General features: G+C 73.5%; 12 protein-coding genes. All 12 read left to right on the top strand.

Annotated elements, in window-relative coordinates:
• The first annotated feature begins 35 nt into the window (after positions 1-35).
• The 12 genes from JOF41_RS23515 to JOF41_RS23460 all read left to right on the top strand — a co-directional run bounded on the left by JOF41_RS23515 (position 36) and on the right by JOF41_RS23460 (position 12,696).
• Positions 36-1,595, top strand: a complete 1,560-nt coding sequence (locus JOF41_RS23515) for an alpha/beta hydrolase (RefSeq protein WP_189222862.1) — start codon at positions 36-38, stop codon at positions 1,593-1,595.
• A 422-nt stretch (positions 1,596-2,017) separates the two neighbouring features.
• On the top strand, positions 2,018-3,358 hold the full coding sequence (locus tag JOF41_RS23510) for an ammonium transporter (RefSeq protein ID WP_189222863.1): 1,341 nt from the start codon (positions 2,018-2,020) through the stop codon (positions 3,356-3,358).
• 2 nt (positions 3,359-3,360) lie between these two features.
• Complete coding sequence (locus JOF41_RS23505) at positions 3,361-3,699, top strand: P-II family nitrogen regulator (protein WP_189222864.1); 339 nt, start codon at positions 3,361-3,363, stop codon at positions 3,697-3,699.
• A gap of 17 nt (positions 3,700-3,716) precedes the next feature.
• Positions 3,717-6,086 (top strand): [protein-PII] uridylyltransferase, encoded by a 2,370-nt coding sequence (locus JOF41_RS23500; RefSeq protein ID WP_209621999.1) that lies wholly within the window; start codon positions 3,717-3,719, stop codon positions 6,084-6,086.
• A 240-nt stretch (positions 6,087-6,326) separates the two neighbouring features.
• Positions 6,327-6,869 (top strand): AAA family ATPase, encoded by a 543-nt coding sequence (locus tag JOF41_RS23495; RefSeq protein WP_244989666.1) that lies wholly within the window; start codon positions 6,327-6,329, stop codon positions 6,867-6,869.
• Positions 6,870-6,930: 61 nt separating this feature from the next.
• Entirely contained in the window at positions 6,931-8,463 is a 1,533-nt protein-coding gene (gene ffh / locus JOF41_RS23490) for a signal recognition particle protein (protein WP_189222867.1), read from the top strand.
• Complete coding sequence (locus JOF41_RS23485; RefSeq protein WP_209621993.1) at positions 8,460-9,530, top strand: amidohydrolase family protein; 1,071 nt, start codon at positions 8,460-8,462, stop codon at positions 9,528-9,530. Before ffh ends, JOF41_RS23485 begins: the two co-directional genes overlap by 4 nt.
• 83 nt (positions 9,531-9,613) lie before the next feature.
• Positions 9,614-10,324, top strand: coding sequence for a CPBP family intramembrane glutamic endopeptidase (locus tag JOF41_RS23480; RefSeq protein WP_209621989.1), 711 nt, complete (start codon positions 9,614-9,616; stop codon positions 10,322-10,324).
• 15 nt (positions 10,325-10,339) lie between these two features.
• Positions 10,340-11,113, top strand: coding sequence for a CPBP family intramembrane glutamic endopeptidase (locus tag JOF41_RS23475; RefSeq protein ID WP_189222869.1), 774 nt, complete (start codon positions 10,340-10,342; stop codon positions 11,111-11,113).
• On the top strand, positions 11,110-11,868 hold the full coding sequence (locus JOF41_RS23470) for a LamB/YcsF family protein (protein ID WP_189222870.1): 759 nt from the start codon (positions 11,110-11,112) through the stop codon (positions 11,866-11,868). The genes JOF41_RS23475 and JOF41_RS23470 overlap by 4 nt, the downstream gene beginning before the upstream one ends.
• A gap of 154 nt (positions 11,869-12,022) precedes the next feature.
• A complete protein-coding gene (gene rpsP, locus JOF41_RS23465; RefSeq protein WP_189222871.1) occupies positions 12,023-12,460 on the top strand; it encodes a 30S ribosomal protein S16 in 438 nt (145 codons plus the stop codon).
• On the top strand, positions 12,457-12,696 hold the full coding sequence (locus JOF41_RS23460) for an RNA-binding protein (protein WP_015804618.1): 240 nt from the start codon (positions 12,457-12,459) through the stop codon (positions 12,694-12,696). Before rpsP ends, JOF41_RS23460 begins: the two co-directional genes overlap by 4 nt.
• The last annotated feature ends 7 nt before the right edge of the window (positions 12,697-12,703 follow it).

The following is a 12,703-nucleotide window of genomic DNA, read 5'->3' as shown; positions in this document are numbered from 1 at the left end:
ACCCGCATGGGTGACAGGGAACAAGGGAGGTACCTGTGCGAACCATCATCAGGGCGTTGGGTGGTGTGGCCACCACCGCGGCGCTCGTCGTGGGGACCGGCGTCGCCGCCGCCGCCCCGCAGGACAGCGGGCAGCGCGACCAGGACCGGGGGTACGCGGGGACCATCAGCTGGGCGCCGTGCCCGGAGGTCGCCGAGGTCGAGTGCGGCACGCTCAGCTTGCCGATCGACTGGGCTGAGCCGGAGGGCGAGAAGTTCGACCTCGCCGTGGCGCGCCGCAAGGCCACCGATCCGAGCAAGCGCGTCGGCGTGCTGTTCATCAACCCCGGCGGCCCCGGCGGTTCGGGCGTGGACTTCGCCTACAGCGCCAACAATTACTTCAGCCCCGAGGTGCAGCAGCGCTTCGACATCATCGGCTTCGACCCGCGCGGTGTCGCGCGCAGCCAGCCGGTGCGGTGCTCGCTGGACAAGCTGCTGGCGCAGCCCTCGACCTACCCCGCCAACCAGGCCGAGTTCGAGGCGCTGGGCCAGTACAACCGGGAGCTGGCCGCGGACTGCCGCGAGCACACCGGGCCGATGTACGACCACGCCGACACCCTTGGCGTCATCGACGACATGGACGCGCTGCGCCGCTCGCTCGGTGAGCGCAAGATCAACTACTACGGCATCTCCTACGGCACGCTGATCGGCCAGCAGTACGCCGAGCGCTACGGCCACCGCATCCGGTCCATGGTCATCGACAGCAACATGGACCACAGCCTGGACACCTGGGCGTTCAACGAGACCGAGGCCGCCACCGCCGAGGACTCCTTCGAGGAGTTCGTCAAGTGGTGCGAGCGCACCGAGTCCTGCGCGCTGCACGGCCAGGACGTGGTCAAGTACTGGAACCTGCTGCTGGAGCGGGCCGACCGCGGCGAGATCGTGGACCCGGACTTCCCCGACGAGAAGATCACCTCCGAGGTGATCATCGGCCAGGCGTTCGGCGCGTTCTACGGCCCCAGCTGGGCGCCGCTGGCCGACTGGCTGGTCGCGCTGGGCGGCTCCGAGCCGTCGGCGCGGGCGGCGGGCTTCGCCGAGGAGCAGCTGGTGCACAACCCCTTCCCGGCGGTGTTCTGCCAGGACTGGCAGATCCGGGTCAAGAGCTACCGGGAGATGTCCGCGCTGACGCGGCGGGCCGAGCAGATCGCGCCGAACATGCGCGGTTCCTCGCTGGGGCACTCGGCCATCGCGGGCTGCGTCGGCCTGACCGACGACGCGAACAACCCGCAGCACCGGCTGCGGATCAAGAACGCGCCGAAGATCCTGATGATGAACGCGCTGCACGACCCGGCGACCGGCTACGAGTGGGCCGTCAACGCCCACCGGCAGAGCCGCGACACCACCGTGCTGCTGACCTACGAAGGCTGGGGTCACGGCGTGTACGACCGCAGCGAGTGCACCCGCGGCACCACCGACGCCTACCTGATCAACCTGACCGTGCCGCGTGACGGCACCCGGTGCGCCGCGGTCGAGCCGCCCGCGCTGGGCACCGCCTCGGTCGGCGGCGCGGACCGTCCGGCGGGCCCGAAGCCCGGCCTGCCCGGCTGGCTGATCTAGCACCACCGCTGGTAATCAGGAGGGCCGACCCCACCGGGGCCGGCCCTCCCCTTTTTCCCGCGAACCGAGCGTTCGCGCACCACGAACCGAGCGTTGGCGTTGCCGGGGGGTGGTTACCGGCCCTCGCGAGCGGGTCGGGTAGTACTTGCAGGCGCGGGGTTCGACGGGTGGTGACCCACCGTTGTGGGCGTTCACGACCGCCGCACCGCACCCGCCGCTCGGGTGGGACCGGCAGCACGGTCCGTCACCGCACACCGCGACGCGACGCCCGGCGAGCGCGGGAAGCCACCCTTCCTTCAAAAGCGGGAAACGCGCCCGTAACACCGGGGCTCGGACAGTTCACCACCGCGAAACCTGAGGCGCGGCCGGTCGAAACAGGACATCTCGATGCTCCCTGCAACCGACGTGCAGTGGAGGTCGACGTGGATACAGGGGACACCGCCTGGGTGCTCGCCAGCTCCGCGCTGGTGCTGTTGATGACCCCCGGACTTGCCTTCTTCTACGGGGGCATGGTCCGGTCGAAGAGCGTGCTCAACATGATGATGATGAGCCTGGGTGCGATCGGCGTTGTCGGTGTGCTCTGGGTGCTGGTCGGCTACTCGACCGCGTTCGGCACCGACGTCGGCGCCGGCCTGCTGGGCAAGCCGTTCGAGTTCTTCGGCCTTGACGGCCTGCTGGGCAAGGAGTCCCTGTCCGGCACCATCCCGACCACCGTGTTCGTCTCCTTCCAGGCGATGTTCGCGATCATCACGGTGGCGCTGATCTCCGGCGCGATCGCCGACCGCGCGCGGTTCGGCCCGTGGCTGCTGTTCGCGGGCCTGTGGGCGCTGGTGGTCTACTTCCCGGTCGCGCACTGGGTGTTCGACTTCGACGGCAAGGACGAGGCGGGCAACGTCGTCGACCCCGGCGGCTGGATCGCCAACGACCTGCTCGCGATCGACTTCGCGGGCGGCACCGCCGTGCACATCAACGCGGGCGCGGCGGGCCTGGCGCTGGCACTGGTCCTCGGCAAGCGCGTCGGTTGGCCGAAGGACCGGATGAAGCCGCACAGCCTGCCCCTGGTCGTGCTCGGCGCGGGTCTGCTGTGGTTCGGCTGGTTCGGCTTCAACGCCGGTTCCGCGCTGGGCGCGAACTCCACCGCGGGCGTCACCTTCATCAACACCACCGTCGCCACCGCCGCCGCCATGCTGGCCTGGCTGCTGGTCGAGCGGGTCCGCGACGGCCACGCCACCACCCTGGGCGCCGCCTCCGGCGTGGTCGCGGGCCTGGTCGCGATCACCCCGGCCTGCTCGTCGGTCACCCCGCTGGGCGCGATCGCGGTCGGCGCGATCACCGGCGCGCTGTGCGCGCTGGCGGTCAGCCTGAAGTACCGCTTCGGCTTCGACGACTCGCTCGACGTGGTCGGCGTGCACCTGGTCGGCGGCCTGTCCGGCACCGTCCTGATCGGCTTGTTCGCCAGCGACGCCGCGCCCGCCGGGATCAACGGCCTGTTCTACGGCGGCGGCGTGGACCAGCTGTGGCGGCAGGTCGTGGGCGCCGCGGCGGTGCTCGCCTACTCCTTCGTCCTCAGCCTCGTGCTGGGCTACCTGGTCAAGCTCACCGTCGGCTTCCGGGCCGACGAGGAGGCCGAGGTCGGCGGCATCGACGAGGCCGAGCACGCGGAGACCGCGTACGAGTTCGGCAGCGGACTGGCCGGGTCGCGCGGCTCCGCCAAGCCCAGTGTCGCCGCGGGCGCTTCCGCGGTCCTTGAGGGGAGCAACTAGTCATGAAGCTGGTCACGGCGATCATCAAGCCGTTCACGCTCGACGACGTGAAGACCTCCTTGGAGCAGCTCGGCGTCCTCGGCATGACGGTCAGCGAGGTCCAGGGCTACGGCAGGCAGAAGGGCCACACCGAGGTCTACCGCGGCGCGGAGTACGCCGTGGACTTCGTGCCCAAGCTGCGCGTCGAGGTGCTGATCGACGACGCCGCGGTGGACAAGGTCCTGGACGCGGTGGTCGAGGCCGCGCGCACCGGCAAGATCGGGGACGGGAAGGTCTGGGTCACCCCGGTCGAGACCGTCATCCGGGTCCGCACCGGGGAGCGCGGCACGGACGCCCTGTAGCGATGGGGGACGGCCGTATGGACCACGAGGCAACGGCCGTCGTCACGGCTGACGACCTGGTGCGGGCACGCGATCGGCTGCTCGCGCCGGGTCGTCGCCGCTTGACGGGGGAATCGCTGCGCGAGGCGCTGGTGGACCTGCACGAGTTCTGGCTCACCGCGCACGCCGCCACCGCCGGGGTGGGCGGGGCGGGCAGCGGGCTGGCGCTGGTCGCCGTGGGGGGACTGGGCAGGCGCGAGCTGGTGCCCTACTCGGACCTGGACCTGGTCCTGGTGCACAACGGGCACAAGGGCGTGGACCGGGTCGCGGAGAGCCTGTGGTACCCGCTGTGGAACTCCGGCATCGGCCTGGACCACTCGGTGCGCACGGTCGGCGAGGCGCTGCGGGTGGCCGGGGAGGACCTGCGCACCGCGCTGGGCCTGCTCGACGTCCGGCACCTGGCCGGTGACCAGGAGGTCAGCGGGCGGCTGGCGGAGGCCGCGCGGCAGGCGTGGCGCTCGGGCGTGCGCACCCGGCTGGACGAGATGGCCGAGGCCGCGCAGCGCCGCTGGGCGCGCAGCGGGGAGATCGCGCACCGGGTCGAGCCCGACCTCAAGCACGGCCGGGGCGGGCTGCGGGACGTGACGCTGCTGGACGCGCTGTCCGCGGCGCAGCTGGTGGACCGGCCGGGGGCCGAGGTCGGCGACGCGCGCAAGCTGCTGCTGGACGTGCGCACCGAGCTGCGCCGGGTGGCGGGCAAGCCCAGGGACGTGCTGCGCGCGCAGGACGGCGACGAGGTCGCCGCCGCGCTGGGGCTGCCCGACCGGTTCGCGCTGGCGCGGGCGATGTCGTCGGCCGCGCGCACGGTCGTGTACTCGGTGGACGTGGCCATGCGCACGGCGCGGGCCGCGGTGCCCAGGCGCGGGCTGGGCGTGTTCGCCCGCTCGCCGCTGCGCCGCGCGCCCACCCGCCGCCCGCTGGACGAGGGCGTGGTGCTGCACGGGACGGAGGTGGCGCTGGCGCGCGACGCGATGCCCAGCCGCGACCCGGCGCTGCTGCTGCGGGTGGCCACGGCCGCGGCGCGCGGCAAGCACCCGATCGCCGCGGGCACCCTGTCGCGGCTGGCCGACTCCGCGCCGGAGCTGCGCCAGCCGTGGCCGCGCGAGGCCCGCGAGGAGCTGCTGGCCCTGCTGGGCAGCGGCCAGGGGCTGGTCGACGTGGTCGAGGCGCTGGACCGCACCGGCCTGTGGGGCAGGCTGTTCCCGGAGTGGGGCGCGGTCCGGGACCTGCCGCCGCGCGACGCGGCGCACGTGTGGACCGTGGACCGGCACCTGGTGCAGGCCACCGCGCACGCCGCGCGGCTGGTGACCAGGGTGTCGCGGCCGGACCTGCTGCTGCTGGGCGCGCTGCTGCACGACATCGGCAAGGGCAGGCAGGCCGACCACTCGGAGGTCGGCGCGGCGCTGACCAGGCAGGTGGCCGAGCGGCTGGGGCTGTGGCCGCAGGACGTGCTGACGCTGACCGCGCTGGTGCGCCACCACCTGCTGCTGCCGCACACCGCGACCCGGCGGGACGTGCGGGACGAGGCGACCGTGCGGCGGGTGGCCGACACCCTGGGCGGCGACCCGGTGCTGCTGGAGCTGCTGCACGCGCTGGCCGAGGCCGACGCGCTGGCGACCGGCCCCGGCGTGTGGTCGGGCTGGAAGTCCTCGCTGGTCGGCGACCTGGTGGCGGGCTGCCGCGCGGTGATGGCGGGCGAGGCGCTGCCCGAGCCGGAGCCGCTGGACCAGCGGCAGCGGGAGCTGGCCGCGGCGGTGCTGGCGTCGGGCAAGCCGGACGTGCTGGTGGCCGGGGCGGGCCAGTCGGCCACGGTCACCGTGGTCGCGCCGGACCGGCGGGGGCTGCTGTCCCGCGCGGCGGGCGTGCTGGCGCTGAACTCGCTGGAGGTGCACGCGGCGGCGGTGCGCTCGCACCGCGACCCCGCGCTGGGGGTGGCCGCGGTGGACGTGTTCACCGTCTCGCCCCGGTTCGGCTCGCTGCCGGACGTGGCGCTGCTGCGCGAGCAGCTGAGCCGGGCGGTGGACGGCTCGCTGCCGCTGGCGGAGAAGCTGGCGGCCAAGGAGCGCGACTACGGCGGCCCGCCGCAGGACCCGCCGCCGCCCAAGGTGCTGTGGTTCGACGACGAGTCCACCGGCGCGGTGGTGCTGGAGCTGCGCGCGGCGGACCGGATCGGGTTGCTGCACCACGTCGCGGGAGCGCTGGAGCAGTCCGGTGTGGACGTGCTGTGGGCGCGGGTGTCCACAGTGGGCGGAACGGTGATCGACTCCTTCGCGCTGGCCGCCGAGGGCGGCTTGGACGCGGGGCTGCGCAAGGGCGTCGAGCGCGCCGTGCTGGCCGCGACCGGGTGAGCGGGCCGGTGGGGCGAGCCGGTGGGTTGAGTAGGTCTACGCACGGCGGGCCGGGGGTGCTTGCGCTGCCGCCCGCCGTGCCCGCCGGGCAGGCTTGCCCTCGTGGCGCGCGGGGAGGAAGCGCCGCCACGGGGGTTGTCCGGGGGTGGCCCGCTGAGGGGATGGGGCCGCCCCCGGACGCACATCACGCCGGATCGCGGAACTCCTGCGCGTCCCGTACGTCTCTTTACTATGGAGACGATGACCGCCGTTGCCGTGGGCCCGCGTTCGCTGGTCGTGCTGGCGGGGCTGCCCGGCGCGGGGAAGACGACGCTGCTCGCCGACCTGGACACCGGCGGCGCGAAGGCGGTCGTGCTGGACTCCGACCAGGTGCGCGGTTCCCTCAAGGCGGCGTTGCCGCGCGGGCTGCCCTACCGCTGCTACCGGCCCCTGGTGCACCTGCTGCACCGGTCGCGCATCGCCTGGGCGGCGCTCTCCGCCCCCGGCCTGGTGCTGGTGCACGAGCCGTCGACCCGCGCGACCACACGCGCGGCGCTGGCCGGGCTGGGCGCGCTCACCGGCAGGCCCCGGCACTTCCTGTGGCTCGACGCCAGCCCCGAGGAGGCGCTGGAGGGGCAGGTGGAGCGGGGCAGGCTGGTGCGGTCGCGCTCGTTCGCCCGGCACGTGCGGCGGGCCGAGCGGTTGCGGGCCCGGTTCTCCGGCGGCGTCCCGCCGCGCGGCTGGCAGGGGCTGACCGTGCTCACCCGCGGAGACCGGCTGCGGCTGTCCGTGCCACCCCGGTGAGGACGGGCGGCTACCCTGGCGGGTGGCTCATCACCGACGACGTGCGAGGTCTGGCGGCACCGTGTTCAACACCCTTTCCGACCGGCTCACCTCGGTCCTGCAGAACCTGCGGGGCAAGGGGCGGCTGTCCGAGGCCGACATCGACGCCACCGCTCGGGAGATCCGGGTGGCGCTGCTGGAGGCCGACGTCGCGCTGCCCGTCGTCCGCGCCTTCATCGCCAAGGTCAAGGAGCGCGCCAAGGGCGCCGAGGTCTCCCAGGCGCTGAACCCGGCCCAGCAGGTCGTCAAGATCGTCAACGAGGAGCTGGTCGGCATCCTCGGCGGCGAGACCCGCAGGCTGAACCTGGCCAAGAACCCGCCGACGGTGATCATGCTCGCCGGCCTGCAGGGCGCGGGCAAGACCACGCTGGCGGGCAAGCTGGCCAGGTGGCTGCGCGGGCAGGGGCACACCCCGCTGCTGGTGGCCTGCGACCTGCAGCGCCCCAACGCGGTCACCCAGCTGCAGGTGGTCGGCGAGCGCGCGGGCGTGCCGGTGTTCGCGCCCGAGCCGGGCAACGGCGTGGGCGACCCGGTGTCGGTGGCGCGGCGCGGCATCGACGAGGCCCGCCGGGCCCAGCACGACGTGGTCGTGGTCGACACCGCCGGACGGCTGGGCGTCGACGAGGAGATGATGCAGCAGGCCGTCGACATCCGGGACGCCGTCCAGCCCGACGAGGTCCTGTTCGTGGTCGACGCCATGATCGGCCAAGACGCGGTGAACACCGCGACCGCGTTCCGCGACGGCGTCGGCTTCACCGGCGTGGTGCTGACCAAGCTCGACGGCGACGCCCGCGGCGGTGCCGCGCTGAGCGTGCGCGAGGTGACCGGCCAGCCGATCCTGTTCGCCTCCAACGGGGAGAAGCTGGAGGACTTCGACGTCTTCCACCCCGACCGGATGGCCTCGCGCATCCTGGGCATGGGCGACGTGCTCACCCTGATCGAGCAGGCCGAGCAGGCGTTCGACGCCGAGCAGGCCGAGGCCACCGCGGTGAAGATGGGGTCCGGCCAGCTGACGCTGGAGGACTTCCTGGAGCAGATGCTCGCGCTGCGCAAGATGGGCCCGATCGCGAACCTGCTGGGGATGCTGCCCGGCGCGGGCCAGATGAAGGACCAGCTGGCCATGCTGGACGAGAAGCACCTGGACCGGGTGCAGGCGATCATCCGGGGCATGACGCCCGCGGAGCGCGAAGACCCCAAGATCATCAACGCCTCCCGGCGGCTGCGCATCGCCAACGGCTCCGGTGTCCGCGTCAGCGACGTCAACGACCTGGTCAACCGCTTCTTCGAGGCGCGCAAGATGATGTCGCAGATGGCGGGCCGGTTCGGCCTGCCGGGCGGCGGCAAGGGCAAGAAGGGCGCCAAGGGCAAGAAGGGCAAGAAGGGCAAGGGGCGCGGCCCGACGCCGCCGAAGGTGCGCGGCGGGTTCCCGCCCGGCATGTTCCCCGGCGTGCCCGGCGGCCCCGGCGGCGGGATGCCCCAGCTGCCGCCCGGCCTGGGCTCGCTGGACCAGCTGCCGCCCGACTTCGACCCGTCGAAGCTGAAGTTCGGCAAGTGAGCGGTCTGCACCTGCGCGGCGTCGTGCTGCCCGACGACGAGCCGCGCGACCTGTGGGTGGTCAACGGGCGCATCCGGACCCGGCCCGTGCCCGGCGCGCGGACCGTGGTCGACGGCGGCTACCTGCTGCCCGGCCTGGTCGACGCGCACTGCCACGTCGGCCTGGGCCCGCAGGGCGCGGTCGAGCTGCCCGAGGCCGTCGACCAGGCGCTGGCGGACCGGGACGCGGGCGCCCTGCTGATCCGCGACTGCGGCTCGCCGATCGACACCCGCCCGCTGCAGGAGCGGCTGGACCTGCCCCGGATCATCCGCGCGGGCAGGCACATCGCCCGCCCCAAGCGGTACACCCGGTACGTGGGCGTGGAGGTCGAGGACCCGGCCGCGCTGCCCGCCGTCGTGGCCGAGCAGGCCGCCGAGGGCGACGGCTGGGTCAAGCTGGTCGGCGACTGGATCGACCGGTCCACCGGCGACCTGGCCCCGCTGTGGCCGGACGACGTGCTGGCCGAGGCGGTGAAGGTGGCGCACGAGGCCAAGGCGCGCGTCACCGCGCACGTGTTCGGCGAGGACGCGCTGCCGGGCCTGCTGGCGGCGGGCGTGGACTGCGTCGAGCACGGCACCGGCCTGACCGACGACGCCATCGCCGCCATGGCCAGGGCGGGCACCGCCCTGGTGCCCACGCTGATCAACATCGAGACGTTCCCCGGCATCGCGGCGAACGCGGAGAAGTACCCGGTGTACGCCCGGCACATGCTGGACCTGCACGCCCGCAACCGGGCCACGGTGGCCGCCGCCGTCGAGGCCGGGGTGCCGGTGTTCGCGGGCACCGACGCGGGCGGCGGCATCGCGCACGGCCGCATCGCCGACGAGATCGCGGCGCTGCACGGCGTGGGCATGAGCACGACCCTGGCCATCGGCGCGGCCTCCTGGGCGGCTCGGGAGTGGCTGGGCTTCCCGTCGCTGGTCGAGGGCGCGGCGGCGGACGTGGTCGTCTACCGGGAGGACCCGCGCCGCGACCTCGGCGTGCTGCGCCACCCGGACCTGGTGATGCTGCGCGGCCGAATCCACTGACGGCGCACGGGGTGCGGCCGTCAGGGTGATCTTGTGCGGTCCTGCTGGCCACCCCGCGCGGGCGTGCCAGTACGTTCGGTCGAGTGGAGGAACCGCGGCGGACCGCTCTGGCGCACTGGGGTTTCCCTGCCTTCTTCGCGGGCCTGGGCGGCTACCACCTGGCCACCCTGCTGATCACGGCGGTCAGCGCCGACCGCTTCGCCGAGATCGACATCGCCGACCCGCCGGTGCTCGGCCCGCTGCTGTTGCTGCTGTTCGTGCCCAACGCGCTGCTGGGGCTGGGGCCGGTGGTGCTGTCCTGGTGGCGCGGCGGGGGCCCGCGCCGCGACTTCGGCGTCGTCCCCACCGCGCGGGACGTCAAGGTCGGCTTGGCCTGCGGGGGGTTGTCCCTGCTGGCCGCGTGGGTACTCGGGGTCGTGCTCCTCCGACTGCGCCGCGACACCAGCAGCCCGCTGGAGGAGATCGGCGCGCTGTCGGGCGGGAAGTCGGTGTGGCTCGCGCTGGCGGCGCTGTTCGTGGTCGTCGGCGCTCCGCTGACCGAGGAGCTGCTCACCCGCGGCGCGCTCTGGGGCGCACTGGAGCACCACCGCGTCCCCCCGCTGGCCATACTGGGGCTGACCGCGCTGATCTTCGCGTTCCTGCACGAGGAGTCGTGGCGGACCGTCAGCCTCTTCGCCCAGGGCCTGGCGATCGGCGCGGCCCGCCTGATCACCGGCCGGGTGCCGGCCAGCGTGATCGCCCACGCCACCAACAACCTGCTGCCCGCGGCCTACCTGTACGCAGGCGCTTCCTGACTGGGGTGATGGCTCGTGAACCCACCGGATGAACCGCCACCGGGGCTCATCGCCAGCGTGCGCGCGGTCGGCCGCGAACCGCAGCAGCGGGCGGGGCAGCGCTGGGGCTTCGGCGCCTTCCTGCTCGTGGAGGCGGTCTTCGTGCTGTCCGCGGTGTTCATCACCGCGCTGGCCCGCACCTCCGGCACCGACATCGGCTCGTCGGTGACCTTCATCCTGGTGGGCTCGATGGTGCCCACCGTGCTGGCCGCGGCCGTGGCGGTGGTGATCACCCGGCTGCGCGGCAACGGGCCGCTGACCGACCTGCGGCTGCGCTGGGACTGGGCGGACGTGAAGGTCGGGCTCAAGCTGGGCCTGCTCGGCCTGGCGCTGACCTACGTGGCCGCGCTGGCCTGGTCCCGGCTGGTCGGCGACCAGAACGCCACCTCGGCCATCGGCGAGCTGGTGGACGGGGCGTCGCTGCCGCTGGGCGCGGCCGTCGCGATGTTCCTCTACGTCTGCTTCGTCGGGCCGGTGTGCGAGGAGATCATCTACCGCGGCCTGCTGTGGGGCGCGATCGAGCGGCAGGGCTGGAGCCGGTGGGCGGCGTTCGTGCTGACCACGCTCATCTTCGCGGCCAGCCACCTGGAGCCGCTGCGCACCTCGCTGCTGATCGTCATCGCGCTGCCCATCGGCATCGCCCGGCTGGTCACCGGCAGGCTCACCGCCAGCGTGGTGGCGCACGTGATCAACAACTTCCTGCCCGGTCTCACCCTGCTGCTGGTCACCCTGGGGGCGATGCCCGCGTGAACCTGGATCTCAACAGCGACCTCGGCGAGGGCTTCGGCATCTGGCGGCTGGGCGACGACGAGGCCCTGCTCGACGTCGTGACCAGCGCCAACGTGGCCTGCGGGTTCCACGCGGGCGACCCGTCGACGATGCGGAGGGTGTGCGCGGCGGCGGCCGAGCGCGGCGTCGCGGTGGGCGCGCAGGTGTCCTACCGCGACCTGGCCGGGTTCGGCCGCCGGTTCATCGACGCCGACCCGGCCGAGCTGGCCGACGAGGTGCTCTACCAGATCGGGGCGCTGGACGCGTGCGCCCGCGCGGCGGGCACGCGGGTGCTCTACGTGAAGCCGCACGGCGCGCTCTACAACGCCACCGTCCACCACGAGGCGCAGGCGCGGGCGGTGGTGGCGGGGGTGCGGGCGTTCGGCGAGCTGCCCGTGCTGGGCCTGCCCGGCTCGCGGCTGCTGGAGGCGGCCGAGCGGGCCGGGCTGCGCGCGGTGCGCGAGGCGTTCGCCGATCGCGGCTACACCCCGGAGGGCACGCTGGTCCCGCGCTCCCAGCCGGGCGCCCTGCTGACCAGCACCGACGCCGTGGTGGAGCGGGCGGTGCGGCTGGCCCAGCGGCGGGAGCTGATCGCCGTGGACGGTTCCGCGGTGCCCGTCGAGGTCGACTCGCTGTGCCTGCACGGGGACACCCCCGGCGCCGTCCGGCACGCCCGCGCGGTCCGCGCGGCACTGGTCGAGGCGGGCGTCGTGCCGGGCCGATTCGTCGCGGACTAGCCACGTCTGGCAGAATGGCTGGTTGTTCGCCGAGGCCGGTCCCTCTCACCGTGCCGTGGCGCCCAGACATTTGGGCTTTCACCACCCGTGCCCCACTCGGGTGAGGGAGTGCCCGCACGTGAGCAAAACGAGAGCCTGAGGAGCACCCACACCCGTGGCCGTCAAGATCAAGCTGCAGCGGCTTGGCAAGATCCGTCAGCCGTACTACCGGATCGTCGTCGCCGACGCTCGCACCCGCCGCAACGGCAAGGCCATCGAGACCATCGGCAAGTACCACCCGAAGGAGGAGCCGTCGTTCATCGCGGTCGACTCCGAGCGGGCCCAGTACTGGCTGGGTGTCGGCGCGCAGCCGACCGAGTCCGTCCAGCGCCTGCTGGAGATCACCGGCGACTGGCAGAAGTTCAAGGGCCTGCCCGGCGCCGAGGGCACCCTGAAGGTCAAGGAGCCCAAGCCGAGCAAGGCGGACCTGTTCGCCGCCGCGCTGGCCGCCGCCGGTGAGGAGCCCACCACCGAGGCGACCACCCCGAAGAAGAAGGCCGCCAAGAAGGCCGACGCCGAGCCCGCCGCCGAGGCAGCCAAGGACGAGGCGTGAGCTTGTTGGCTGACGCCCTGGAACATCTCGTTCGGGGCATCGTCGACCACCCGGACGAGGTCCGGGTGAACCTGGTCACGACCCGTCGCGGTCGCACGCTCGAGGTGCACGTCCACCCGGACGACCTCGGCAAGGTGATCGGCCGCAGCGGCCGCACCGCGACCGCGCTGCGCACCGTGATGGCGGGCATCGGGGGTCGTGGCGTGCGCGTCGACGTGGTCGACACCGACCGCTGAGCGCACG

This window comes from Saccharothrix coeruleofusca (assembly GCF_017876325.1).
GTDB classification, from domain to species: domain Bacteria; phylum Actinomycetota; class Actinomycetes; order Mycobacteriales; family Pseudonocardiaceae; genus Actinosynnema; species Actinosynnema coeruleofuscum.
The sequence above is the reverse complement of the archived record's forward strand: the minus strand, read 5'-3'. Positions and strand labels throughout refer to the sequence as shown.